Here is a 24340-nt window from a genome sequence, read left to right as displayed (position 1 = left end):
CCTACTTCACCACGCCGCAGACCAGGCGTCCGCCCCCGCCGCCCAGCGGCTTGGGCGTGTCGCTGTAGTTGTCGCCGCCCACGTGCACCATCAGCGCGCGGCCCTTGACGTCGGCCAGCTTCAGGTGCGGCGCGACCACCGCTTTCTTGGCCGAGCCGTCGGCCGCAACCACGATGAACGGCAGGTCGCCCTGGTGCCCGTCGGTCGCCATCGGGCCCTTGTGGGCCTTGGTTCCCTTGGGGTCCAGGTGCCCGCCGGCCGCGCCGCCGGGCGCCATCTGGTCGTTCACCATGCCGGGCTCGCAAGACCCTTTCTCGTGCACGTGGAAGCCGTGTTCGCCGGGCGGCAAGCCCTTCAGGTTCGGCGTCAGCTCCAGCCCGCCCTTGGTGTCCTTGACCGTGATGGTGCCGGCGCTCTTGCCCACGCCGTCCGCGCTCAGGACGGACATCGAAACGCTTTCCGCCGACGCCGCGCCGGCGGCGCCCGCCAGCGCAAGCGCCGAAACCAGCAACGATATTTTCTTCATGTGGTGCCTCCAGGAATCGCAGGCCAGGGCCGGCCGGTCGCCGCCCCATGCCGTCAAAAACAATAGCATTCACGCCGAGCCGCCCGCCAGCAATCTTCGTTCCTGATACAAACGGAGGGCGCGGGCCTGCCGCGCCTCTCACCAGACCGCCGACACCACCGCGTGCAGCGCCACGCCGATCAGCCCGCCGACCACGGTGCCATTGAAGCGGATGTATTGCAGGTCCTTGCCCACGCTCAGCTCCAGCTCGTCGACCAGGTGGCGCTCGTCCCAGTTCTTCACCGTGCGCGAAATATGCTCGGTGACGCCGCTGCGCAGCCGGCCGGTCAGGCGGCGCGCGCCGCCCAGCACGTGGCGGTTGACGGCCTCGCGCAGGCCGGGGTCTTCGCCCAGCTTGCGGGCCAGCGCCAGCAAGGCATTTTCCAGGTGGCGCGCCAGCGCCGAATCCTCGTCGGACAGATCGCGCCGCAACGCCGCGTGGATGTCGTCCCACAGGCCTTGCACGTATTCCTGCACCTTGGGGTGGTCGATGGCGCGCTGCTTGAGCGCCTCGACCTGCGCGGCCAGCGCGGGATCGTCGCGCAGCCGGCGGATGTAGTTCAGCACCCAGGCCTCGTAGTCGCGGCGCACCGGATGCTCCGGCTGCGACAGCACGTCGCGCAGTTCTTCCACCAGCGCGCGCGCCAGCCGGTCGGCCAGGTTGTCGGCGATGCCCTCGACCGACTTGACCACGTCCACCGCGGCGATGATGCGCGGCCATTCCTTCCTGGCGAACTTGACCAGCAGGCCCGAGGCGCGGGCCTTCACCTCTTCTTCGCTCAGGTAGCCGCCCAGCCGTTCCAGCGCGGCGTCCAGCAGTTCCTGGTGGCGGCCGTCGCGCGTGAGCAGGCCCAGCACCTCGCCGGCCGTGTCGGCCGCGTCCCAGCGGCGCAAGGTCTTCACCGCGAATTCCTGGATCACGCCGCGCACCGCGCGGTCGTCCAGCAGGTCCAGCGTCTGCAGCGCCACGTTGCGCGCGCCCTCGCTCAGCGCGCGCGCCTGGCGCGGGCGGCCCAGCCAGCGGCCCAGGCGCGCGGCCGGGTCGAACACGCGCAGCTTTTCCATCAGCGCGTCGGGGTCCAGGAAGTGGTCGCGCACGAACACCGCCAGGTTGTCGCCGATGCGGTCCTTGTTGCTCGGGATGATGGCGGTATGTGGAATCGGCAGTCCCAGCGGGCGGCGAAACAGCGCGACCACCGCGAACCAGTCGGCCAGCGCGCCCACCGTGGCCGCCTCGCAGAAGGCGCGCACCCAGGCCCAGATCCCCTGCCCGCCCATCGCATGGCTGAGGACGAAGCCGCCCATCATGGCCGCAAGCAGCGCCAGCGCGCCGATCTTCATGCGCCGCAGCTGCGCGCGGCGCGCCTCGGACGCCAGGGCGGAACGGGTCGCGCGGGCGGCGCCGGACGTGGACGTGTCTGTCATGGAGTCTCCGGGATGAGGGGGGCCAGGGCCAGCAGGCGCTACCCGGCCGGGGCCAGCAGGCCCGGCATGCCTTCATGGCTGGCCTGGGCGCGCGCCAGTATGAATTCGATCATCATCGAGATGGCCCGCGGATGGTGCCGGTTCGGCATGTACAGCATATACATGGCGCGCCCGAAAATGCTGAGCCGCCACGGCGTCAGGGCGGGCAGCAGCTCGCCGGCGGCCAGGTCCCGGTGCACCACGTAATCCGGCACGATGCCCACCCCCAGCCCGGCGCGGATCGCGTCGCGCAGGAAAACGTAATTGCGCGAAACCACCGTGGGCTCCAGCACCACGTGCTGGCGCGGCAGGCCGCCGTAATAGGCCGACAGCCGCAACGGCCGGCCGATGACCGCGGCGCTGATGACCGGACAATTGGCCAGGTCCTCGGGACGCTGCGGCAGCCCGCGGGCGGCGGCATAGGCATGCGACGCGCAGGCCACGTAGCGGACCTGGCCCAGCTCGCGCGCCACCAGGTTCTGCGGCGGCTCGGACATGATGCGCACCGCGATGTCGACCTCGTCGCGCAGCAGGTCGTCCACGCTGTTCTCGAACAGCACGTCCAGCACGATGTCCGGATAGGCCTGCTTGAACTCCAGCAGCCAGGGCGTCATCACGAAACCGCCGTAGCCGCTGGGCACGCTCAGCCGCACCTTGCCCTGCGGCGTCTTGCCCAGGGTCTCGACCGACTCGCGGGCCGCGGTGATCTCATCCTGGATGTTGCGGCCGTGGCGATAGAGCTTGAGCCCGATCTCGGTGGGTTCGACCCGCCGCGTCGTGCGCCGCACCAGCTGCATGCCGACCGAGCGTTCCAGCTGGCTCAGGTGATAGCTGACGTTGGCGCGCGTCATCTTCAGCCGGCGCGCCGCCTCGCTCAGGTTGCCGGCATCCAGGATTTCCACCAGCAAGGTCAGGGATTTGGTGTCCATCCGCCTCTCCTACACGGCCATCGTCAAATTTTTTTAAACGTTATGTCAATTGTGGCTGGAATTGTCAAGACTTATTGACTGGGAAAGAATATGGCACACAAAAAAGAGGCGGGCCAACCCGGCATGCCCTGACGGAGACACCTGTCCATGACAGACAGCGCAAGCACCGGCGCGGTTCACGCGCGCCGCTACGAGGACATCCTGGTCGTGACCATCGACCATCCCCCGGTCAATGCCCTGAGCGCCGCGGTGCGCGCCGGCCTGGCGCGGGCCGTGAGGCAGGCCCGGGACGACGCGCAGGTCCGCGCCATCCTGCTGACCGGCTCCGGCAAGGCGTTCATCGCCGGCGCCGACATCCGCGAATTCGGCAAGCCGCCGCAGCCGCCTTCGCTGCCCGAGGTGTGCAACCTGATCGAAGCCAGTCCCAAGCCGGTGGTGGCCGTGCTGCACGGCGCCGCGCTGGGCGGCGGGCTGGAAGTGGCGCTGGCCGCGCACTATCGCGTGGCCCTGCCCGGCGCCAGGCTGGGGCTGCCCGAAGTCAATCTGGGCCTGTTGCCCGGCGCCGGGGGCACGCAGCGCGCCCCGCGCCTGATGGGCGCGCAGGCCGCGCTGGACCTGATGCTGTCGGGCCGCCATCTGTCGGCCCAGGACGCGCTGGCCGCCGGGCTGGTCGATGCGGTGGCCGACGGCGACGACGCGCTCGGCGCCGGCCTGGCCCATGCCCGCCAGCTGCTCGCCATGCACGCCGGCCCGCGCCGCACCCGCGACGCGAGCGCCGCCCTGGCCGACAAGCCGGCGGCCCTGGCCGCGGTCGACGCCGCCGCCGAGCGCGTCGCCGCCACCTCCCGCGGGCTGTATTCGCCGGCGCGCATCGTCGAGGCCGTGCGCGCCGCCATCGAACTGCCTTTCGAACAGGGCTTGCAAGCCGAACGCGCGCTGTTCCTGCAATGCCTGGACAGCTCGCAGCGCGCCGGCCTGGTGCACGCCTTCTTCGCCGAACGCGCGACCGCCAAGGCGCCGGAACTGATGCAGGCCCGGCCGCGGCGGCTGGAGCGGATCGGCGTCGTGGGCGGCGGCACCATGGGCGCCGGCATCGCCGTGGCGGTGCTGGACGCCGGCCTGCCGGTGGTGATGGTCGAGCAGGACGAGGCCGCCCTGGAGCGCGGCCGCGCGCGCGTCGCGCGGGTATACGACCTGCTGGTCGGCAAAGGACGGATGGACGCGGACGAACGCGCCGCCCGCCTGGCGCGCTTCACCGGCGCGACGTCCTACGACGCGCTGGCCGAGGCCGACCTCATCATCGAAGCCATCTACGAGGACATGGACGCCAAGCTCGCCGTGTTCGCGCAGCTGGACCGCGTGGCCAAGCCCGGCGCCGTGCTGGCCACCAACACCTCGTACCTGGACGTGGACCGCATCGCCCAGGCCACCCGCGGCCCGGCCGACGTGCTGGGCCTGCACTTCTTCTCGCCGGCCAACATCATGAAGCTGCTGGAAGTGGTGGTCGGCAGCCGGACCGCGCCCGACACCGTGGCCACCGGCTTCGAACTGGCGCGCCGGCTGCGCAAGATCCCGGTGCGCGCCGGGGTCTGCGACGGCTTCATCGGCAACCGCATCCTGGCCGCCTACCGCCAGGCCGCCGACATGATGATGGAAGACGGCGCCTCGCCCTACGAGATCGACGCCGCCGTGCGCGCCTTCGGCTATCCGATGGGCCCCTACCAGATGATGGACCTGGCCGGCGGCGACATCGGCTGGGCCACGCGCAAGCGCCGCGCCGCCACCCGCGACCCGGCGCTGCGCTATGTGCAGATCGCCGACCGCCTGTGCGAACGCGGCTGGTTCGGCCAGAAGACCGGCCGCGGCTATTACCTCTACCCCGACGGCGCGCGCCAGGGCCAGCCCGACCCCGAGGTGCTGGCCATCATCGACGCCGAACGCCGGCGCGCCGGCGTCAGCCCGCGCGCCTTCTCAGAGGAAGAAATCCAGCGCCGCTACCTGGCCGCCATGATCAACGAAGCGGCCAACGTGCTGAGCGAAGGCATCGCCCTGCGGCCGTCGGACATCGACGTGGTGGCCCTGTCCGGCTACGGCTTTCCGCGCTACCGCGGAGGGCCGATGCACTACGCGGACCAGGCGGGCCTGCCTCGCATCCTGGCCGATCTGCGCGGGTACGCGGCCCAGGACCCGGCGTTCTGGAAGCCCTCGCCGCTGCTGGTCGAACTGGCCGAGAGCGGCCGCGATTTCGCCAGCCTGAACCGCAACGCCTGAATTTCAACCTGCAGAAGGCCATTGCCATGCGTGAAGCCGTTATCGTCTCCACCGCCCGCACCCCGATCACCAAGGCGGGGCGCGGCGAATTCAACCTGATCGCCGGCCCCACGCTGGCCGCCCACGCCGTGCGCGCCGCGGTCGAGCGCGCCGGCGTGGACCCGGCGCTGATCGAGGACGCCATCATCGGCTGCGGCTACCCCGAGGGCGCCACCGGCCGCAACATCGGCCGCCAGGCGGTGGTGCGCGCCGGCCTGCCGCTGAGCGTGGGCGGCGCCACCGTCAACCGCTATTGCGCCTCGGGCCTGCAGGCCATCGCCAGCGCCGCCAGCCGCATCGTCATGGACGGCGCGCCAGCCATGATCGCCGGCGGCGTGGAATGCGTTTCGCAGATCCGCACCCGCGACGACGGCGTCAGCGGCATGGACCCGTGGATCGTGGCCAACAAGCCCGAGCTCTACCTGCCCATGATCGAGACCGCCGACATCGTCGCGGCGCGCTACGGCATTAGCCGCGAGGCCCAGGACCGTTTCGCCGCCCAGAGCCAGGCGCGCGCCGAGGCCGCGCAGGCCACCGGCCGCTACCGCGAAGAAATCATCGCCGTCACCACCACCATGGCCGTCACCGATCGCGCCACCGGCGCGGTCAGCGAACGCGAAGTGACCGTGGACCGCGACACCTGCAACCGTCCCGGCACGACCTACGAGGCGCTGGCCGCGCTGACGCCGGTGCGCGGCCCCGGCCAGTTCGTCACCGCCGGCAACGCCTCGCAGCTTTCCGACGGCGCCGCGGCCTGCGTGCTGATGGAGGCCTCGCAGGCGCAGCGCGCCGGCATCCAGCCGCTGGGCGCGTTCCGCGGACTGGCGATCGCGGGCTGCGAACCCGACGAGATGGGCATCGGCCCGGTCTACGCCGTGCCCAGGCTGCTGGCCCGCCACGGCCTGTCGGTGCAGGACATCGACCTCTGGGAACTGAACGAGGCCTTCGCCTCGCAGGCCCTGTATTGCCAGGAAAAACTCGGCATCCCCATGGAACGCCTGAACGTCAACGGCGGCGCCATCGCGCTGGGCCATCCGTTCGGCGTCACCGGCGCGCGCCTGGCCGGCCACGTGCTGCTGGAGGGCCGCCGCCGCGGCGCCCGCTACGCGGTCGTGACCATGTGCGTGGGCGGCGGCATGGGCGCGGCCGGACTGTTCGAAATCTATTGATCACGAGAGCAACCATGGATCTGACTTTCACCCCCGAAGAAGAAGCGTTCCGCGCCGAAGTGCGCGCCTTCCTGGCGGCCGAACTGCCGCCGGAACTGGCGCGCAAGGTGCGCGGGCACCGCCACCTGTCCAAGGCCGACATGGAAGGCTGGCACGCCATCCTGAACGCGCGCGGCTGGCTGGCCAGCCACTGGCCCCGCGAATACGGCGGCACCGGCTGGAGCGCCGTGCAGAAGTTCATCTTCGAGAACGAATGCGCCCTGGCCCACGCCCCGCGCATCGTACCCTTCGGCCTGAGCATGCTGGGCCCGGTCCTCATCAAGTACGGCAACGAAGCGCAGAAGCGCCACTGGCTGCCGCGCATCCTCGACGGTTCGGACTGGTGGTGCCAGGGCTATTCCGAGCCCGGCGCCGGCTCCGACCTGGCTTCGCTCAAGACCACCGCGGTGCGCGACGGCGACCACTACGTCGTCAACGGCCAGAAGACCTGGACCACGCTGGGCCAGCACGCCAACATGATTTTCTGCCTGGTGCGCACGCGCAGCGAAGGCAAGCCGCAGGAAGGCATCAGCTTTCTGCTCATCGACATGAACAGCCCCGGCATCGAGGTGCGCCCCATCGTCACGCTGGACGGCGACCACGAAGTCAACGAAGTGTTCTTCTCCGACGTGCGCGTACCCGTGGCCAACCTGGTGGGCGAAGAAAACCGCGGCTGGTCCTGCGCCAAGTACCTGCTGACCTACGAGCGCACCAATATCGCCGGCGTGGGCCTGTCGACGGCCGCGCTGCAGCAGCTCAAGACCGTGGCGGCGCGCCAGCGCAAGAACGGCAAGCCGCTGGCCGAGGACCCGCTGTTCGCGGCTCGGCTGGCGCGCGTCGAGATCGAACTGGACAACATGCGCGTGACCAATCTGCGCGTGCTGGCCGCGGCCGCCCACGGCGGCGCGCCCGGCGCCGAAAGCTCGATGCTGAAGATCCGCGGCACCCAGATCCGCCAGGAAATCACGGCGCTCAACCGCCGCGCCATGGGCGTCTATGCCCGGCCCTACGTGAAGCAGGCGCTCGAAGACGGCTATGACGGCCCGCAGATCGGGCCGGACGGCGCCGACAGCGCCGCCGCGCAGTACTTCAACTTCCGCAAGCTGTCGATCTTCGGCGGCTCGAACGAAATCCAGAAGAACATCATCTCCAAGATGATCCTGGGACTGTAAGGAATCAAGCAGATGAATTTCGACCATACCGAAGACCGGCGCATGCTGTCGGACATGCTGCGACGCTTCGTGGCCGAGCAGTACGGTTTCGCCGTGCGCGACGACATCGCGCGCTCGTCCCAGGGCTATAGCGCGGACTTCTGGCGGCGCTATGCCGAGCTGGGCGCCATCGGCGCGCTGTTCCCGGAAGACGACGGCGGCCTGGGCGGCGCCGGATTCGACATCGCGGTGGTGTTCGAGGCCCTGGGCCGCGGGCTGGTGGTGGAGCCCTTCCTGGACGCGCTGGTGGCCGGCGACGCCATCGCCGCGGCCGGCACGCCGGCGCAGAAGGCCGTGCTGGCCGAGCTGCAGTCCGGCGCCGCCATCGTGTCGCTGGCCCACGCCGAGGCGCAGGCCGGCTACGAGCTGGCGCACGTGCGGACCCGCGCCGAGCGCGACGGCGACGGCTGGCGGCTCGACGGCGCCAAGGCCGTGGTTGGACACGCCGAACAGGCCGGTCTGTTCGTGGTGTCGGCGCGCACCTCGGGCGGCGACGACGACGCCGACGGCATTTCGCTCTTCCTGGTCCCGGCCGGCGCGCCCGGCCTGCAGGTGCAGGGCTACCCCCTGATCGACGGCGGCCGCGCCGGCGACCTGAGCCTGGACCATGTGCGCGTGGGCGCCGACGCCCTGCTGGGCCAGGCCGGCGCCGGCCATGCCGTGCTGGAACGCAGCATCGGCAAGGGCGTGCTGGCGCTGTGCGCCGAGGCCGTGGGCGCGATGGACGCCGCGCGCGACGCCACCCTCGAATACCTGCAGACCCGCAAGCAGTTCGGCGTGCCGATAGGCCGCTTCCAGGCCCTGCAGCACCGCATGGCCGACGTGCTGCTGGAGATCGAACAGGCGCGCTCGGCCGTCATCAACGCCGCCGCCCAGCTCGGCCATGCCGACCGCGCCACGCGCGAGCGCGCGCTGTCGGCCGCCAAGTACACCATCGGACGCGTGGGCATCCTGGTGGCCGAAGAATGCATCCAGCTGCACGGCGGCATCGGCATGACCTGGGAACTGCCGCTGGCCCACTATGCCAAGCGCCTGGTCATGATCGACCATCAGTTCGGCGACGAAGACCATCATCTCGCCCGTTTCATCGCACTGGCCCCGCAGGAGTAATGCCATGAACAGCGGCACCCCGCCCCCCGACGCCCTCGACCTGCCGCTCGAAGGCGTGCGGGTCCTGGACCTTTCCCGCGTCTTCGCCGGCCCGCTGTGCGGCCAGGTGCTGGCCGACTTCGGCGCCGAGGTCGTCAAGGTCGAACACCCCGTGCGCGGCGACGACACGCGCGACTGGGGCCTGCGCATCGGCAAGGGCGAGACCACCTACTACAACAGCATGAACCGCAACAAGCGGTCCATCACGCTGGACCTGCAGTCCAGCGCCGGCGTGGAGATCGTCTACAGCCTGCTGCCGCAGTTCGACGTGGTGATCCACAACTTCAAGAGCGGCGGCGCCGAGAAGCTGGGCCTGGGCTACGAGCAGCTCAAGGCCGTCAAGCCCGACCTGATCTATTGCGCCATCGCCGGCTACGACAGTTCCGGACCCGAGGCGGCGCGCCCCGGCTACGACCTCGTCATCCAGGGCGAGACCGGCCTCATGGCGATCAACGGCGAAGCGCAACAGCCGCCGTTGAAATTCGGCGTCGCGGCGGTGGACATGATGACCGGCATGTACGCCGCGCAGGCCGTCCTGGCCGCGCTCTACCGGCGCGAACGCAGCGGCCGCGGCCGCCTGATCGAAATGGCGCTGTACGACTGCGGCATCATGGTCACCAGCTACTACGGCCTGGACGCCCTGCTGCTGGGCCGCGACCCGCAGCGCTACGGCAACGCCCATCCGTCCATCGTGCCCTACGGCATGTTCGAAGCCGCCGACGGCCCGCTCATCATCGCGGTCGGCACCAATGCGCAGTTCGACAAATTCTGCCGCCAGGTGGTGATGCGGCCCGACATCGTCGAGGACCCGCGCTACGCCACCAACGTCGAGCGCGCCAGGAACCGCCTGACCCTGCTGCCCGTGGTGACCGGCCTGATCCGCGAATTCCCGCGCGACCTGCTGCTGGCGCGCCTGACCGAGTGCGGCATTCCCTGCGGCGAGGTGCTGGGGCTGCACGAAGCCCTGACCGGCCCGCGCACGCGCCGCGGCGGCCTGGTGCAGGAACTGCCGCACCCCGTGGCCGGCAGCACGCACGTCTATGCGCCGCCGTACCGCCTGGACGGGCAGCGCCTGCCCATCCGCCACGCCCCGCCCACGCTGGGCGAAGGCACGCGCGACGTGCTGCAGCGCCTGCTGCAGATGAGCGACGCGCAACTAGAGGCCTTGCAGGCGCAGGGCGTGCTGACCCTGCCCGGCGACGGCCGCGCCGATTGAAATCTCCGAAGAACGCAGACCAGGAACATCGATCATGACGGCACCGATTTCGTGCACCCATCCCTCCCGCGCCCGGCGCGCCGTGCTGGCCCTGGCGGCAAGCCTGCTCGTGGCGGGCGGCGCGGCCGCGCAATCCTATCCCAGCCAGCCCATCAGGCTGATCGTGCCGTTTCCGCCCGGCGGCCCGACCGACGTGGCCTCGCGGCTGATCGGCCAGCAGCTCGAAGCGCGGCTGCGGCAGCCCGTCATCGTGGAGAACCGGCCCGGCGCCTCGGGGTCGATCGCCGCCAACCTGCTCAAGCGTTCGCCGGCCGACGGCTACACCCTGATGATGCTGGCCACGCCCACGCTGTTCGCGCCCTTCTTCTACAGGAACGTCGGCTACGAGACGCCCAAGGACTTCCAGCCCGTGGCCACGGTGTACGACCTGCCCATCGTGGTCGTGACCAATCCGCAGAAGCTGCCCGAGGTCGCCAGCCTGAAGCAGCTGGTCGACTATGCCCGCGCCCACCCCGGCGAGTTGAACTACACCAGCTCGGGCGCCGGCAGCTTCGGCCACATGACCATGGAACGGCTGCAGGACGTGGGCGACTTCCGCATGCAGCACGTGGCCTACAAGGGCGGCGTGCCCGCCATCACCGACACGATAGGCGGACAGGTGCCCATGATGTACGCCGACCTGGTGGCGGCCCTGCCGCATATACAGGCGGGCAAGCTGCGCGCGCTGGCGGTCGGTTCACCCAGCCGCGTGTCCGTGCTGCCCGACGTGCCCACCATCGGCGAACAGGGCTTCGACGGTTTCGACGCGGTGTCCTGGGGCGGATTGCTGGCGCCGCGCGGCACGCCCGGCGCGGTAATCGAACGGCTCGGCCGCGAAGTCCAGGCCATCCTGGCCGACCCGGCGATCCAGGCCAAGCTCATCGGCGCGGGCACCATCGCGCACTATGAGCCGGCCGACGCGATGGGCCGGCGCATCGCCGACGACTACCAGAAATGGGGCGCGCTCGCGCGCGACAAAGGCATGACCGCAGAATAACGACCGACCGGGCGGAACCGGCGGCGTCCACCAGAGGAGACCAAGCACATGCAACCATCCACCACCCGCCGCGCCTGCCTGGGCCTGGCGCTGACCGCGGCGCTGGGCGCCGTCCTGCCGCTGCAGGCCGGCGCCCAGGCCGCGTTCCCGTCCAAGCCCATCACGCTGATCGTGCCCTTCCCGGCCGGCGGCTCCACCGACCGCCACCTCCGGATCGTGGCGCAGGACGCCGCCAAATACCTGGGCCAGCCCGTCATCGTCGAAAACCGGCCCGGCGCCGGCGGCACCCTGGGCCCGTCCACCATGGCCAAGACCGCCAAGCCCGACGGCTACACCATCAGCCTGTACACGCTGGCGATGCTGCGCATGCCCTACATGCAGAAAAGCAGCTGGGACCCGATCAACGATTTCAGCTTCATCATCGGGCTGTCGGGCTACACCTTCGGCTTCACCGTGCGCGCCGACTCGCCCTACAAGACCTTCAACGAATACATCGAGGCCGCGCGCAAGGCGCCGGGCACCATCGACTACGGCTCCACCGGCGTGGGCTCCTCGCCCCACCTGCTGATCGAGGAAGTCGCCATCAACGCCAAGGTCAAGCTGAACCACGTGCCCTTCAAGGGCAACGCCGACATGCAGCAGGCCCTGCTGGGCGGCCACGTCATGGCGCAGAGCGACGCCACCGGCTGGGACCAGTTCGTCGATGCCGGCAAGATGCGCCTGCTGGTCACCTTCGGCGAAAAACGCACCACCCGCTGGCCCGACGTGCCCACCGCCAAGGAACTGGGCTACAAGGTCGTGTCGACCTCGCCCTACGGCCTGGCCGGCCCCAAGGGCATGGACCCCGCCGTGGTCAAGACGCTGCACGACGCCTTCAAGCGCGCGCTGTACGACCCGGCCAGCATGGAGGTCATGAAACAGCTGAACCAGGAACCCGCCTACCGCGACAGCCAGGATTACAAGGCCTGGGCCCAGGAAACCTATGTCAAGGAGAAGTCCCTGATCGAGTATCTGGGATTGATGGCGAAGAATTGAGGGAGTGGGTTGCGGGCGGAAGATGGGTTACGCGCGCTGGAAGCGCCAGGGACGTAGGATGGGTGCAGCGCGAGATTCCCGACGCAAGAACCCCGTCACGGAACGCGCGGAACCCATCTCGCCCCCCCATCCGACATTTGCTAGACTGGCTGCCCGTATTCCCCCGCCGCCGCCCATGCCCCAGGACGTCCCCACCGATCTCAGCGCCGACGACATCGCCAGGAAAGTGGCGGCCGCCATCGTGGCGCACCAGCTTCCGCCCGGCACCCGCCTGCGCGAAGAGGCGCTGGGCCGCGTCTACCAGGTCAGCCGCACCAAAGTGCGCGCCGCGCTGCTCATGCTGTCCAAGGACAAGCTGATCCAGATCGTTCCCGACAAGGGCGCCTTCGTCAGCAAGCCCGACGCCAACGAGGCGCGCGAGGTCTACGCCGTGCGCCGCATCCTCGAGGCCGCGCTGGCGCGCGAATTCGTGGCGCGCGCCACGGCCGCCGACTACCGCCGCATCGACGCGCACCTGGCGGCCGAGCGCCGCGCGCTGGAAGGCGGCGACGTGCAGGCGCGCAACCAGCTGCTGGGCCATTTCCACATCCTGCTGGCCGAGGTGGTCGGCAATTCGGTGCTGACCGGCATGCTGCGCGAGCTGTCGGCCCGCAGCGCCGTGATCACCATGCTTTACCAGAGCTCGCGCGACGCGAGCTGCTCGTCGCGCGAACACCAGGAGTTCATCGACGCGGCCCGCGCCGGCGACGCCGAGCGCGCCTGCGCGCTGATGGACGCGCACCTGGAACACGTGCAGACCGCGCTGGACTTCTCCCAGGGCGGGCGCAGCGACGGCGACCTGGTCAGCGCGCTGTTGCGCTAGCGCGCCCCGGCGCGCAGTTGCTCGCGCAGCAGCTGCTCCATGCGCTGCTGCATCCAGCTCTCGGTTTCGCCCAGCCTGCCGCCCTGCAGCCAGAGGCTGCGCACCGGCAGCATCGGCAGCGACAGGTCCTCGCTGGGCACCCGGATCAGCGCCTGGCGATTGCCTTCGTACTCCGCGATATTGAGCGGCAGGATGGCCCAGCCCACGCCGTCGGCCGCCATGGCCGCGATGGCGTAGCAGCTGTCGGCGCGCCATACCGTGGGGCTCAGCACCAGGTCGTCGACGCCATCCATCTGCATGACCAGTTGCCGGTGCCGGGCCAGGTCGCTGCGCCCGGCGGCGGGCAGCGCGGCCAGCGGATGCCCGCGAGCCACGAAAATGCCCTGCGCCACGTCGCCCAGGCGGCGATGCGCAAAGGACGGGCCAGGATCGCCCCGGTCCAGGTGGAAGGCCAGGCTGGCGCGGCCCTGGCGCAGGTAGTCGGCGACCTCGGTGGCGGTGCCGTTCAGCTGGGTCAGCTCCAGCGCCGGAAAGCGCTCGGCCAGTTCCTTGAGCAAGGCGCCCAGCACCAGATGCGGCAAGGCCTCGTCCAGCGCGATCGACAGGCGCGCATCGCGCCCGCCGGCGAACGCCAGCGCGCGCTGTTCCAGCCCGCCGGCCTGGCGCAGCAGTTCGCGCGCCTCCTGCAGCATCACCTCGCCGGCCGGGGTCAGCGTGGCGTTGCGCCGCGAGCGGTCGAACAGCTCCACCCCCAGGTCGGCCTCCAGCAGTCCCACCGACGTGCTGACGGCCGACTGCGCCCGGCCCAGCTGGCGCGCGGCCGCGGAGAACGATCCGGCCTGCGCCGCGGCCACGAATTGGCGCAGCTGCTCCAGCGTCCATTGCATGCGGTTCTCCCGTTATCCATCTACTAAATAGATGAAATCAAACTTTTTCGTACGAATTACCTGATGAATAATAGCGCCTCTTGAAGGAGTGGAACCATGCAGCGGACTGAACCGAACGCTGTCGCCACGGCCGCGCCCGGCCGCTGGCTGGTGCTGGCCATCGTGTCCAGCGCCCTGTTGCTGATCGTGGTCGACATGACCGTGCTCTACACCGCGCTGCCGCGCCTGACGCATGAACTGAACGTCGGCGCCTCGGCCAAGCTGTGGATCGTGAACATCTATGCATTGGTGGTCTCGGGCCTGTTGCTGGGCATGGGCACGCTGGGCGACCGGCTGGGCCACAAGCGCCTGTTCATGGCCGGCCTGGCGGTGTTCGGCGTGGCCTCGCTGGCCGCCGCCTATGCGCCCGGCGCGGCCGCGCTGATCGCGGCGCGCGCGCTGCTGGCGGTGGGCGCGGCCATGATGATGCCGGCCACGCTGTCCATCCTGCGCCTAACCTTCGCCGACGAGCGCGAGCGCGCGGTCGCCATCGGCATCTGGGCCTCGGTGGCCTCGGGCGGCGCGGCCATCGGCCCGGTCATCGGCGGCGCGCTATTGGCGCATTTCTGGTGGGGCTCGGTGTTTCTGATCAACGTGCCCATCGTGCTGCTGGCCCTGCCGCTGGCGTGGCGCTGCATCCCGGCCAGCCGGCCGCAGACCGGGCGTCCGTGGGACCTGGCCGGTTCGCTGCAGGTGATGGCCGGGCTGATCCTGTGCGCCTACGCGCTCAAGGAACTGGGCAAGCCCGCGCCCTCGTGGACTCACGCCGCGCTAGCCTGCGCCGCGGGCGCGGCGCTGCTCGCGGTGTTCGCGCGGCGCCAGCGCGGGCGGCCCTATCCGCTGATCGACTTCGCGATATTCCGCAACCGCGCCTTCTCGTCGGCGGTGGCGGCGGCGCTGTTCGCCGCGGCCGCGCTGCTGGGCATGGAGCTAGTGTTCAGCCAGCGGCTGCAGCTCGTCATGGGCAAGTCGCCGCTGGAGGCCGCGCTCTTCATCCTGCCGCTGTCGCTGGCCGCCTTCGTGTCCGGACCGCTGGCGGGCTGGCTGCTGGGACGCGTCGACGGACCGCGCCTGCTGTTCCTGGCGCTGCTGGTCTCGGGCGCCGGCATGGCCGGCTACCTGCTCAGCTATGACGCTTCCATCCTGCCCCAGATGGCCAGCCTGTGCGTGCTGGGCCTGGGCATAGGCGCCACCATGACGGCGGCCTCCAGCACCATCATGCAAAGCGCCACGCCCGAGCGCGCCGGCATGGCGGCCTCGATCGAAGAGGTGTCCTATGAGCTGGGCGGCGCGCTGGGCGTCACGCTGATGGGCTCCATCCTGTCGGGCGTGTACGCCCACGCGCTGGACGTGCCGGCGGGCCTGCCCGCGGAGGCCGCGCGCGACAGCCTGGACCAGGCGCTCATCGTGGCCGAGCACGTGCCGGCCGACCTGGGCGCCGCGCTGGCGGCGCTGGCCCGCGGCGCGTTCGACACCGGCTACGCCGCCGTGCTGGCCACGGCCACCTTGCTGCTGCTGGCCACGGCGGCGTTCGTGCTGCTCAACCGCCGCCGGCTGCCCGCCTGAACTCAGCAGCTGCGCAGCGCGTGCTCCATGTCGGCGATCAGGTCTTCTTCGTGCTCCAGCCCGATGGAGACCCGGATCAATCCTTCCGACACCCCGGCGGCCTCGCGCTCGGCCGCCGGCACGCCCGAGTGCGTGGTGGAGGCCGGATGGCAGATCAGCGATTCGGTGCCGCCCAGGCTCACCGCCGAGCGGAACAGATGCAGCGCATTGATGAAGCGGAACGCCTTCTCGCGCCCGCCGTCGAGCACGAAGGCGAAGGTCGAGCCCGGCCCGGTGCACTGGCGCTTGTAGACCTCCTGGTAGGCGCTGTCGGCGATGAGCTCGGGGTGGAACAGCTGCACCTTCTCCAGCGGATTGCCGGCCAGCCATTGCGCCACCTTGGTCGCCGTGCGCGCCGCCTGCTTCATGCGCAGCACCACGGTCTCCATCGAGCGCGTGATCATCCAGCACGAATGCGGATCGAGCTGCGAGCCGAACGCGCTGCGGATGGCGCGCACCTTCTTGATCAGGTCCTTGCCGCCGGTGACCGCGCCGGCCACCAGATCGCTATGGCCGCCGACATACTTGGTCAGCGAATACACGCACAGGTCCACGCCATGTTCGGCCGGCTTCTGGAAAATCGGCCCCAGCAGCGTGTTGTCGCAGACCGAGATGGGACGGTAGCCGTGGCGGCCTTCGAACGCGTCGAGCTCGCTCTTCATGGCCGCGAAATCGATCAGCGCATTGGTCGGGTTGGCCGGCGTTTCCACATAGAACAGGCGCACCGGCCCCCGCGCGGCCGCCGCCTCCAGCGCCTCGCGCATGCTGGCCGCCGACAGGCCGTCGCGCACCGCGTGCGAGCCTATGCCCCATTCCGGAAAGATCCGCGAGATCAGGGTCTCGGTGCCGCCATACAGCGGCACCGACTGCACCAGCTGGTCGCCCGGACGCAGGAACGCCAGGAACACCGCGCTGATCGCCGACATGCCGCTGGAGGTCACGGAGGCGTCCTGCGAGCCGTCCAGCAGCGCCAGGCGGTCCTCCACGATCTCCAGGTTGGGATGGTTGAAGCGGCTGTAGACCAGCCCCGCGGCCTCGTCCTGCCCCAGCGGCTTGCGGCCCGACACCAGATCGAAGAACGCCGCCCCGTCCTCGGCCGAGCGGAACGCGAAGGTCGAGGTCAGGAATACCGGCGGCTTGACCGCGCCCTCCGACAGGAAGGGGTCGAAGCCGTAGGACATCATCTGCGTTTCGGCGTGCAGCGGACGGCCGAAGATGTCTTTCTTGTGGTAGCTGGAGTAACTCATGATCTGCCTCTCTCGGTAGTCCCGGGGTGGAAATCGCGCATGCGCAGACGATAGCGCCGGCGGCGCGGGTATGCATGGCAGTATGGCTGCGCCGGCCGCCAATATTCTTTCCATTTCTATTGCGTGGCGGCGATAATGGGAAACAACCTTTCCTTGAAGCCGAACCCGATGAAAGACACTGCCTCGTTACATCAACTTGATGCGATCGATTGGAAAATCATGAAAATCCTTCAAGAAGATGGGCGGCTCAGCAACGCCGAGCTGGCCGAGCGCGTGTCGCTGTCGGCCTCGCCCTGCTGGAAGCGCCTCAAGCGCCTGGAGAACACCGGCGTGATCCGCGGCTACCAGGCCATCCTGGACCGCCGCGCGCTGGGCATGGGCGTGGTGGCCTTCGTCAGCATCTCGCTGGAAAACCACACCGAAAAGACCTGCCGCGCGTTCGAGGCCGGCGTGCTCGCCATGCCCGAGGTGCTGGCCTGCCACAACACCACCGGCCAACACGATTACCTGCTGCACATCGTGGCGCGCGATTTCGACGCCTATTCGGACTTCGTGCGCAACCGCCTGCGCCCGCTGCCCGGCGTGAAGGAACTGCTGAGCACGCTGTCGATGCACGAGGTCAAGTCGTCGGCGAAGCTGCACTTGTAGGATGGGTGCAGCGCGGGAGTTCTGAGGCAAGAACCCGGCTGCCGAACGCGCGAAACCCATCAGGCGGCGCGAGCCGCCGTTTTTCGCCGCGTGCTGATGTTGGCCTCTTGCCACGAAAGGCGGCGGCTCGCGCCGCCTGATGGGTTTCGCGCGCTGAGCTTATGTGTTCTTGTCCAAGAACGCTCGCGCTGCACCCATCCTACGCCACGACGCTACACGGCCTCCAGCGCCCCCGCCACCACCCGGTTGCGGCCCTGGCGCTTGGCCTGGTAGAGGCCGCGGTCGGCCGCCTGGATCAGGTCGGTGCAGGCCTGCCCTTCGCGCGGCACCGCGGTGGCCGCGCCGATGCTTACCGTCAGCCACGGGCCCGAGCCGGCGTCCTTCTGCGGAATCTGCATGGCCTCGATGGCGCGGCGCAGCTTTTCGGCCGCGAGCCGCGCGCTGCCGGCGGGCGTGCCGGGCAGCACCAGCGCGAACTCCTCGCCGCCGAAGCGCGCCGCCAGGTCGGTGGAGCGGTCGCAGCTCGCGAAGATGGTGCCGGCCACGCGCTTGAGCGCCTCGTCGCCGGCGATGTGGCCGTAGGTGTCGTTGTAGGACTTGAAGTGGTCCACGTCGATCATCAACATGCTGATCTCGCGGCCGTCGCGCTGCGCGCGCTGCCATTCGGCGGTGAGGTACTCGTCGAAATAGCGGCGGTTGCCCAGGCCGGTCAGGCCGTCCGAATTGGTCAGGCGGCGCAGCTCCATATTGCTTTCCAGAAGCTGCTGCTGGCTCTGGCGCAGCGCCTGGTAGGCCTCGTCGCGCTGCACCAGCGCCATATACGAGCGCGAGTGGTAGCGGATGCGCGCCACCAGCTCGATGGAATCGGGCAGCTTCACCAGGTAGTCGTTGGCGCCGGCCGAAAACGCGGCGCTCTTGATCGCCGGGTCTTCCTTGGTGGACAGCACGATGATGGGAATGTCGCGCGTGACGGCATGCTGGCGGTACTGCTGCACCAGGCTCAGACCGTCCACGCCGGGCAGCACCAGGTCCTGCAGGATGACCGTGGGCCGCGTCTGGATCGCCACGGTCAGCGCTTTTTCCGGGTCCGAGCAGTAGTGGAAGTCGATATTGCCCTCCGCCGCCAGCGCCCGTCTGATGGCCTCGCCGACCATGACCTGGTCGTCCACCAGCAGCACCATGGCCGCGTGCGATTGCAGGTTCGACGGCGCCGCGCCTTCTGTGGGAGGGTACATATTCAGTCCTTCTTTTTGTTCAATGTCCGGCCGCTCAGGCAAAGGCCTGCGTGAGGCGGGAAGCGATTTGGTCCAATGGGCGGATTTCCACGGCCGCCTGCATGGCGGCCGCGGCCTTGGGCATGCCATAGACGGCGCTGGAGGCCTGGTCCTGGGCGATCGTCAGCCAGCCCCGTTCGCGCAGCGCCCGCAGGCCGCGCGCCCCGTCCTGGCCCATGCCCGTCAGCAGCACGCCGGCCGCCCGGCCGCGCCAATGCTGCGCGACGCTATGGAAAAACACGTCGATGGAAGGCCGGTACAGGCTTTCCTTGGGATCTTCCGCATAGCGCAGCGTACCATCGGCCAGCAGCCGCAGATGATCGTCGGTGCCGGCCAGCAGGATCTGCCCCGGCGCAGGCTGCTCGCCCTCGCGCACCAGCCGCACCGGCAGCCGCGCCTGCTCGTTGAGCCAGTCCGCCATGCCGGCGGCGAACGAGGCGTCCACGTGCTGCACCAGCACGATGCCGGCCGGAAAGCCCGGCGCGATGCCGGACAGCAGCTGCGCCAGCGCCGCCGGTCCGCCGGCCGAGGCGCCGATGACCAGCAGCCCCTGCGCATGCGCCTGCGGCGCCGGCACGGCCACCGGGCTCAGCGGCAGACGCCTGCCGTAGCGGCCGATCAGCCAGCCTATGTTGCGGATCTTGCGCAACAGCGGCGCGGCCGCGACGCCCAGATCGGCCGCGCCCACCACGGGCGTATCGGCCGCGTCCAGCGCGCCGTGGCCCATGGCGTCGAAAACCCGCGAAGTATGGCGGGCCACGTCGGAGGTGACCACCACGATGGCGCAGGGCGTGGCCCCCATGATGCGCCGGGTCGCCTCGACCCCGTCCATCACCGGCATGATGAGGTCCATCAGCACCAGGTCCGGGCGGTCGCGCGCGCACAGGTCCACGGCCTCCTGGCCGTCGGCCGCCACCCACGCCACCTGGAATGCCGGTTCCAGCGCGATCACGCGCCGCAGCATCTCCACCGCCATCGGCATATCGTTGACGATCCCGATTCTCACGTGTGCGCCTTTCCGATCAGGTCTTCGACGGCGTCGAGCAAAGCGTCGTCATGGAAGCTGCCCTTGGCCAGGTAGTAGTCGGCGCCGGCGTCCAGCCCGCGCCGGCGGTCCTCTTCGCGGTCCTTGTAGGACACTACCATGACCGGCAGGGTTTGCAGCCTGGGATCGGCCTTGATGCACGACACCAGCTCGATGCCGTCCATGCGCGGCATGTCCACGTCGGTCACGACCAGGTCGAAGGATTCGCTGCACAGCATGTTCCAGCCGTCCATGCCGTCGACCGCCACGGCCACGTCGAAGCCCCGGTTCAACAGCAGCTTGCGCTCCAGTTCGCGCACCGTCAGCGAATCGTCCACCACCAGCACGCGCTTGCGGCGCCGCGCCGGGGCCGCCGCGCCCGGGCCGTCGACCCGCGCCAGCCGCCCGCCTTCGACGAGCTTCTGCACCGACACCAGCATGTCCTCCACGTCGAGGATCAGCAGCGGCGTGCCGTCGTCCATCAGCGCGCCCGCCATCACGTCCTGCACCTTGCCCAGGCGCGGGTCCAGCGGCTGCACGACCAGCGTGCGCTCGCCGACGTAGCGGTCCACGGCGATGCCGTAGAGCCGGTCGTGCTCGCCCACCAGCACCACGCTGACCGTTTCCGAATACGGCGCGGGCTGGTCGGTGTGCAGGATCTGCCGCGCCGACACCAGCCCGATCTGCCGGCCCATGAACCGGAAATGCTGGTGCCCTTCCAATTGCTCGATGTCCTCGGCCCGCACCTGCAGGGCATGGCTGACGTAGGCCAGCGGAAAAGCGTAGATCTGCTCCTGGATCTCGACCAGCAGGCTGCGCACCACCGACAGCGACAGCGGCATCTCCAGCATGAAGCGCGTGCCCTGCCCGGTCTGCTGCTGGATGCGCACGGCGCCGCGCAGCTGCCGCACCATGGTCTGCACCACGTCCAGCCCGACGCCGCGGCCCGAGATCTCGGTGACCTCGCCGCGCGTGCTGAAGCCGGACAGAAACAGGAATTCCAGCAGTTCGGCCTCGCTGAGCCGCGCCGCGGTCTCCGCGCTGGCCAGCTTGCGCCGCACCACTTCGTCGCGCAGCCGTTCGGGCGCGATGCCGGCGCCGTCGTCGCTCAGTTCGATCAGCAGCATGCCGGCCGCGTGCCGCGCCGCCAGCCGGATCAGGCCTTCCGGCGGCTTGCCCGCCGCCGCCCGGACCGCCGGCATTTCTATGCCGTGATCGACGGCGTTGCGCAGCAGATGGGTCAGCGGCGCGTCGAGCTTCTCGAGGATGTCGCGATCGACCTGGGTGGACTCGCCCTCGATCTCCAGGCGCACCTGCTTGCCCAGCGCGCGGCCCAGGTCGCGGACCATGCGGGCCATGCCGCCCACGCCGTCGCCGAAGGGCCGCATCCGGCAGGCCAGCGCCGTGTCGTACAGGCGCCGCGCCAGATGGCCCATGCGCCAGCCGAACTCGTCGACCTCGCCGGTGCGCTGCGACAGTTCCTGCTGGCATTGTTCGACGATGCGGTAGGCGTCCTGCAGCGCGGCCTGCGCGCCCGGGTCCAGCGTCTTGCCGGCCAGCGCGGTGCGCGCGCCGTCCAGCGCCTGCAACGCACCGGCCTGCAGCCGCCGCAGGCGCAGCATAGACGCGCCGAACGGCGCGATCCACTGCGACTCCACCAGCGTTTCGCTGGACAGGCCCAGCAAGCGGTTGAGCGTGTCGGCGGTAACCCGGAGTACCCGCTCGCCCTCGCCCGCGCCGAGGTCGGACTTGCGCCGCGCCGGCAGCGCCGCGGGGACTTCCGGCGGTTCCGGGATGGCCGGCATCGCGGGCGGCGCAACGGCCGCGGCCTGCGGCGCATGCGCCGCGCCGCTCAGCCGGGCCACCAGATCGTCGATCTCGCCGCCCAGTTCCGCGCCCGGCGTGGCCACGCGCTGCAGCAGGTCGGCGCCCAGCAGCAAGGCGTCGATATCGGCGGCCTGCAGCCGCAGCCGCCCTTCCTTCGCTTCGACCAGGCAGTCCTCCATCGCGTGCGCGATGCGCACCGCGGGGTGCAGGTCCACGATGCGCGCCGCGCCCTTGAGCGAATGCGCGGCGCGCATGCAGGCTTCCAGGTGCGGCGCCGACGTGGGGTCGTGCTCCAGCGCCAGCAGGCCGTCGTTGAGCACCTGCACCTGGGTGCGGGTCTCGATCTGGAACAGCTCCAGGAGCGAGGCGTCGCGCATCTGTTCCGGGTTCACGCCAGGCTCCGTTCCAAGGCCTGCATCAGCAGGGTTTCGTCCAGCACGCCCACGGCGCGGCCGCCGGCGCGCGCCACGCCGCGCGTGTATTTCAGCGCGGCGCCGTCCACCGTGGCAGGCAGCGGTTCGAGGCGGTCCAGTTCGACGGCGTGGATGCCTTGCACCTCGTCGACCGGCAGCACCACCGCGCGGCCCGCGCCGCCCAGGATCAGCATGCGCGCCGCGGCCGGACGCTCGCGCGCCTCGGGCGCGGCCTCCAGGCCCAGCAGCCGCGCCAGCGACACGCATACGGTTAGCGTGCCCCGCACATTGGCCACGCCCAGCATCGCCGGGTCGCGGCGGTGCGGCAGGCCCAGGATGCGGCGCACGCTCGCCACTTCGTCCAGCGCCTGCGCCGGCAGGCCCAGCCACTCGCGCTGGACGCGGAACACCAGCAGCGCGGACAGGTCGCCATGCGCGGGCTCCGGCGCGCCGCCGTCGCCCTCGGCCATCTGCGGCGGCAGGCGGTCTAGGATGCGCTTGGCCGCCGCGGCATAGACCGGACAGTTGCGGCAATGCACGTGGCCCGCCAACTGCGCGCAACTCTGGTCGCCGCGGATGCCGATGCGGTTCCAGCAGTCGTCCACGTCGGCAAGCCTGTCCAGGGTTTCACTCACGGCGCGTCTCCTCGCGCGCCGCGCGCGCCTGCAGGCGGCGGGCGCCCTCGTGGTCGCCCTCGGAAGCGACCAGCGCGGCCAGGTGCAGCAGCGCCTCGCGGTGGGTCGGCTCCAGGTACAGCGCCTTGCGGTACGCGGCCTGGGCCTGGCGCGCGTCGCCGGCGGCGTCCTGCAGCAGCCCTTGCAGATACAGCGCCTCGGCGCTGACCCCGTGGGCGTCGATATGGGCCTGGCATTGCGCGGCGGCCTCGTCCACCCGCCCCTGGTCCGCCAGGGCGGCTATGCGCTGCAACGAGGCCTCGGCCTCCTGCCTGGCCGGCGCCGGCGCGGGCCGCGCGGCGTGCGGCCGGGCCAGGCCCGGTGCGGGCGCCTGCGGCAGCGCCCGCCGGGGCGGCGTCCAGCCATGCGCCAGCGGGCGCGCCGGCCGCGGCGCGGCCTTGGCCGCCGCCGGCAAGGCGCGCGCGCCGAAGGCGAAGGCGCGCGCCATCGGCAGCGCGGGCAGCCGGCGCGCCGTCAGCAGGCTGGTCTCGGCCGGGCCGACGAAGAGCGCGCCGTCGTCTCGCGCCAGGCGCAGCAGCACCTGCACGGCGCGTTCCTGCGTGGCCGCGTCGAAATAGATCAGCAGATTGCGGCAGAACACGAAGTCGTACGGCGCGACGCCCGCCAGCAGCCCCGGATCGAACAGGTTGCCCGAACGGAACCGCACGCGCGCGGCCACCTGCCCGGCCAGGAGATGGCCGTCGCCGGTTTCGGAAAAATAGCGGTCGCGATAGGCCAGGTCGTCGCCCCGGAATGCGTTGCGGCCATACACGGCGCGCTGCGCGAACTCGACCATGCGCACGCTGATGTCCACCGCGTCCACCTGGAAGCGTTCGGCCGGCACGCCGGCGTCCAGCAGCGCCATGACGATGGAATACGGTTCTTCGCCGCTGGAACACGGCAGGCTCAGCACCCGCAGCACGCGGTGCTCGGCGCCGGGCGCGTAGAGGCGCTCGCGCGCCAGCGCGGCCATCGCGGCCTGGGACTCCGGATACCGGAAGAACCAGGTCTCCGGCACGATCACCGCTTCGATCAGCTGCTGCATTTCGTCGAGCGAGCTGCGGGCATGCTGCAGGTAATCGCCCTCGTCGTCCACGCCGGCCACGCTCATGCGGCGCCGCACCGCCCGCTCCACGGCCGCCTTGCCGATCGAGCCGCTATCCAGGCCCATGCGCCGCTTGAGCAGCGCGCTGAAATCGTCGACCAGCATCATGGCCGGGCCTCGTCCGGAAACAGCAGCGCGCGCACCGCCGCCGGCAGCAGATCGTCGACGCGTACGGCCTGCACCAGGCCGCCGGCGTGGCTCAGCACCGGCCCCAGGTAGCGGGCCTCGGGATGATCCAGCCCGCCCGGCCGGAACGCGGCCGGGTCGAAATGCGCGGTTTCCGTGGCCTGCTCAAGGATCAGCCCCAGCAGCCGCGGCTCGGCTTGCGGCGCGCCGCGGTAGCGCACCAGCGCCAGCCGCGTGCTGGTCACGGCCGCCGCCGCCCCCCGCCCGGCCAGCGCGCTCATGTCGATGACCGGGACCGCCGCGCCGCGGCGCTCCAGCATGCCGGCCACCCACGACGGCGCGCCGGGCACCTGCTTGAGCGCGCGCAGGCCCAGCACCTCGGCGACGTCGCGCGCCTCCAGCGCATAGCGGTCGGAACCGATGCAGAACAGCAGGTACAGCCGGCGTGCGGCCGCCGCGCGGGCGTGGGAGTCCGCCATGTCCGCC

The 24340-nt window shown here is 70.5% G+C and carries 21 protein-coding genes; 10 read left to right on the top strand and 11 right to left on the bottom strand.

The window, feature by feature from the left end; translation table 11 throughout:
- Position 1: 1 nt before the first annotated feature.
- The 3 genes from sodC to A6B37_RS03645 all read right to left on the bottom strand — a co-directional run bounded on the left by sodC (position 2) and on the right by A6B37_RS03645 (position 2958).
- The gene (gene sodC / locus A6B37_RS03655; RefSeq protein ID WP_111824935.1) at positions 2 to 526 is read right to left on the bottom strand and encodes a superoxide dismutase family protein; all 525 of its coding nucleotides are present in this window, start codon (positions 524 to 526) and stop codon (positions 2 to 4) included.
- 138 nt (positions 527 to 664) lie between these two features.
- Positions 665 to 1990, bottom strand: a complete 1326-nt coding sequence (locus tag A6B37_RS03650) for a DUF445 domain-containing protein (protein WP_111824934.1) — start codon at positions 1988 to 1990, stop codon at positions 665 to 667.
- Between the two features lie 38 nt (positions 1991 to 2028).
- Positions 2029 to 2958: a LysR family transcriptional regulator gene (locus A6B37_RS03645; RefSeq protein ID WP_102775961.1), complete on the bottom strand. Its 930-nt coding sequence runs from the start codon at positions 2956 to 2958 to the stop codon at positions 2029 to 2031.
- A 147-nt stretch (positions 2959 to 3105) separates the two neighbouring features.
- Here A6B37_RS03645 and A6B37_RS03640 point away from each other — a divergent pair, with 147 nt between their 5' ends.
- The 8 genes from A6B37_RS03640 to A6B37_RS03605 all read left to right on the top strand — a co-directional run bounded on the left by A6B37_RS03640 (position 3106) and on the right by A6B37_RS03605 (position 12985).
- Positions 3106 to 5229, top strand: coding sequence for a 3-hydroxyacyl-CoA dehydrogenase NAD-binding domain-containing protein (locus tag A6B37_RS03640; RefSeq protein WP_111824933.1), 2124 nt, complete (start codon positions 3106 to 3108; stop codon positions 5227 to 5229).
- 26 nt (positions 5230 to 5255) lie between these two features.
- Positions 5256 to 6437 carry an acetyl-CoA C-acyltransferase gene (locus A6B37_RS03635; protein ID WP_111824932.1) on the top strand — a complete coding sequence of 394 codons (1182 nt, stop codon included), beginning with the start codon at positions 5256 to 5258 and terminating at the stop codon, positions 6435 to 6437.
- Between the two features lie 14 nt (positions 6438 to 6451).
- The gene (locus A6B37_RS03630; protein WP_111824931.1) at positions 6452 to 7648 is read left to right on the top strand and encodes an acyl-CoA dehydrogenase family protein; all 1197 of its coding nucleotides are present in this window, start codon (positions 6452 to 6454) and stop codon (positions 7646 to 7648) included.
- A 12-nt stretch (positions 7649 to 7660) separates the two neighbouring features.
- On the top strand, positions 7661 to 8797 hold the full coding sequence (locus A6B37_RS03625) for an acyl-CoA dehydrogenase (protein WP_111824930.1): 1137 nt from the start codon (positions 7661 to 7663) through the stop codon (positions 8795 to 8797).
- A gap of 4 nt (positions 8798 to 8801) precedes the next feature.
- Entirely contained in the window at positions 8802 to 10052 is a 1251-nt protein-coding gene (locus tag A6B37_RS03620; protein ID WP_102775956.1) for a CoA transferase, read from the top strand.
- Between the two features lie 34 nt (positions 10053 to 10086).
- Complete coding sequence (locus tag A6B37_RS03615; RefSeq protein ID WP_102775955.1) at positions 10087 to 11088, top strand: tripartite tricarboxylate transporter substrate binding protein; 1002 nt, start codon at positions 10087 to 10089, stop codon at positions 11086 to 11088.
- Positions 11089 to 11136: 48 nt separating this feature from the next.
- Entirely contained in the window at positions 11137 to 12123 is a 987-nt protein-coding gene (locus A6B37_RS03610; protein WP_111824929.1) for a tripartite tricarboxylate transporter substrate binding protein, read from the top strand.
- Between the two features lie 175 nt (positions 12124 to 12298).
- On the top strand, positions 12299 to 12985 hold the full coding sequence (locus A6B37_RS03605) for a GntR family transcriptional regulator (protein ID WP_102775953.1): 687 nt from the start codon (positions 12299 to 12301) through the stop codon (positions 12983 to 12985).
- On the opposite strand, the gene A6B37_RS03600 is transcribed toward A6B37_RS03605, so the two are convergent.
- Entirely contained in the window at positions 12982 to 13872 is an 891-nt protein-coding gene (locus A6B37_RS03600) for a LysR family transcriptional regulator (protein WP_102775952.1), read from the bottom strand. The two genes, A6B37_RS03605 and A6B37_RS03600, sit on opposite strands and share 4 nt — an antisense overlap.
- 96 nt (positions 13873 to 13968) lie before the next feature.
- On the opposite strand from A6B37_RS03600, the gene A6B37_RS03595 reads away from it, so the two are divergent.
- Positions 13969 to 15477, top strand: coding sequence for an MFS transporter (locus A6B37_RS03595; RefSeq protein WP_111824928.1), 1509 nt, complete (start codon positions 13969 to 13971; stop codon positions 15475 to 15477).
- A gap of 2 nt (positions 15478 to 15479) precedes the next feature.
- Here the strand turns inward: A6B37_RS03595 and A6B37_RS03590 are convergent, their stop codons facing one another.
- Positions 15480 to 16763, bottom strand: coding sequence for a cystathionine gamma-synthase family protein (locus tag A6B37_RS03590; protein WP_111824927.1), 1284 nt, complete (start codon positions 16761 to 16763; stop codon positions 15480 to 15482).
- 168 nt (positions 16764 to 16931) lie between these two features.
- Between A6B37_RS03590 and A6B37_RS03585 the strand changes: the two genes are divergently transcribed.
- Positions 16932 to 17411, top strand: coding sequence for an Lrp/AsnC family transcriptional regulator (locus A6B37_RS03585; protein ID WP_102775949.1), 480 nt, complete (start codon positions 16932 to 16934; stop codon positions 17409 to 17411).
- 212 nt (positions 17412 to 17623) lie between these two features.
- On the opposite strand, the gene A6B37_RS03580 is transcribed toward A6B37_RS03585, so the two are convergent.
- From A6B37_RS03580 to A6B37_RS03555, 6 genes are read right to left on the bottom strand one after another with little or no spacing between them, the layout of a single operon-like run.
- A complete protein-coding gene (locus A6B37_RS03580; RefSeq protein ID WP_102775948.1) occupies positions 17624 to 18646 on the bottom strand; it encodes a PleD family two-component system response regulator in 1023 nt (340 codons plus the stop codon).
- A 34-nt stretch (positions 18647 to 18680) separates the two neighbouring features.
- Entirely contained in the window at positions 18681 to 19691 is a 1011-nt protein-coding gene (locus A6B37_RS03575; protein ID WP_111824926.1) for a chemotaxis response regulator protein-glutamate methylesterase, read from the bottom strand.
- Positions 19688 to 21928 (bottom strand): hybrid sensor histidine kinase/response regulator, encoded by a 2241-nt coding sequence (locus A6B37_RS03570; protein ID WP_111824925.1) that lies wholly within the window; start codon positions 21926 to 21928, stop codon positions 19688 to 19690. The genes A6B37_RS03575 and A6B37_RS03570 overlap by 4 nt, the downstream gene beginning before the upstream one ends.
- Positions 21925 to 22584 (bottom strand): chemotaxis protein CheW, encoded by a 660-nt coding sequence (locus tag A6B37_RS03565; protein WP_111824924.1) that lies wholly within the window; start codon positions 22582 to 22584, stop codon positions 21925 to 21927. Before A6B37_RS03565 ends, A6B37_RS03570 begins: the two co-directional genes overlap by 4 nt.
- Positions 22577 to 23836: a protein-glutamate O-methyltransferase CheR gene (locus tag A6B37_RS03560; protein WP_111824923.1), complete on the bottom strand. Its 1260-nt coding sequence runs from the start codon at positions 23834 to 23836 to the stop codon at positions 22577 to 22579. Before A6B37_RS03560 ends, A6B37_RS03565 begins: the two co-directional genes overlap by 8 nt.
- Positions 23833 to 24333, bottom strand: coding sequence for a chemotaxis protein CheW (locus A6B37_RS03555; RefSeq protein ID WP_111824922.1), 501 nt, complete (start codon positions 24331 to 24333; stop codon positions 23833 to 23835). The genes A6B37_RS03560 and A6B37_RS03555 overlap by 4 nt, the downstream gene beginning before the upstream one ends.
- Positions 24334 to 24340: the final 7 nt, after the last annotated feature.

It is taken from the genome of Achromobacter sp. HZ01 (assembly GCF_003267925.1).
Classification (GTDB): Bacteria; Pseudomonadota; Gammaproteobacteria; order Burkholderiales; family Burkholderiaceae_B; genus Achromobacter; species Achromobacter pulmonis_A.
The sequence above is the reverse complement of the archived record's forward strand: the minus strand, read 5'-3'. Positions and strand labels throughout refer to the sequence as shown.

Excerpts from the sequence above, each read along its gene's own strand:
- sodC (WP_111824935.1), bottom strand. The coding sequence starts at position 526 with ATGAAGAAAATATCGTTGCTGGTTTCGGCGCTTGCGCTGGCGGGCGCC.
- A6B37_RS03650 (WP_111824934.1), bottom strand. The coding sequence starts at position 1,990 with ATGACAGACACGTCCACGTCCGGCGCCGCCCGCGCGACCCGTTCCGCC.
- A6B37_RS03645 (WP_102775961.1), bottom strand. The coding sequence starts at position 2,958 with ATGGACACCAAATCCCTGACCTTGCTGGTGGAAATCCTGGATGCCGGC.
- A6B37_RS03640 (WP_111824933.1), top strand. The coding sequence starts at position 3,106 with ATGACAGACAGCGCAAGCACCGGCGCGGTTCACGCGCGCCGCTACGAG.
- A6B37_RS03635 (WP_111824932.1), top strand. The coding sequence starts at position 5,256 with ATGCGTGAAGCCGTTATCGTCTCCACCGCCCGCACCCCGATCACCAAG.
- A6B37_RS03630 (WP_111824931.1), top strand. The coding sequence starts at position 6,452 with ATGGATCTGACTTTCACCCCCGAAGAAGAAGCGTTCCGCGCCGAAGTG.
- A6B37_RS03625 (WP_111824930.1), top strand. The coding sequence starts at position 7,661 with ATGAATTTCGACCATACCGAAGACCGGCGCATGCTGTCGGACATGCTG.
- A6B37_RS03620 (WP_102775956.1), top strand. The coding sequence starts at position 8,802 with ATGAACAGCGGCACCCCGCCCCCCGACGCCCTCGACCTGCCGCTCGAA.
- A6B37_RS03615 (WP_102775955.1), top strand. The coding sequence starts at position 10,087 with ATGACGGCACCGATTTCGTGCACCCATCCCTCCCGCGCCCGGCGCGCC.
- A6B37_RS03610 (WP_111824929.1), top strand. The coding sequence starts at position 11,137 with ATGCAACCATCCACCACCCGCCGCGCCTGCCTGGGCCTGGCGCTGACC.
- A6B37_RS03605 (WP_102775953.1), top strand. The coding sequence starts at position 12,299 with ATGCCCCAGGACGTCCCCACCGATCTCAGCGCCGACGACATCGCCAGG.
- A6B37_RS03600 (WP_102775952.1), bottom strand. The coding sequence starts at position 13,872 with ATGCAATGGACGCTGGAGCAGCTGCGCCAATTCGTGGCCGCGGCGCAG.
- A6B37_RS03595 (WP_111824928.1), top strand. The coding sequence starts at position 13,969 with ATGCAGCGGACTGAACCGAACGCTGTCGCCACGGCCGCGCCCGGCCGC.
- A6B37_RS03590 (WP_111824927.1), bottom strand. The coding sequence starts at position 16,763 with ATGAGTTACTCCAGCTACCACAAGAAAGACATCTTCGGCCGTCCGCTG.
- A6B37_RS03585 (WP_102775949.1), top strand. The coding sequence starts at position 16,932 with ATGAAAGACACTGCCTCGTTACATCAACTTGATGCGATCGATTGGAAA.
- A6B37_RS03580 (WP_102775948.1), bottom strand. The coding sequence starts at position 18,646 with ATGTACCCTCCCACAGAAGGCGCGGCGCCGTCGAACCTGCAATCGCAC.
- A6B37_RS03560 (WP_111824923.1), bottom strand. The coding sequence starts at position 23,836 with ATGATGCTGGTCGACGATTTCAGCGCGCTGCTCAAGCGGCGCATGGGC.
- A6B37_RS03555 (WP_111824922.1), bottom strand. The coding sequence starts at position 24,333 with ATGGCGGACTCCCACGCCCGCGCGGCGGCCGCACGCCGGCTGTACCTG.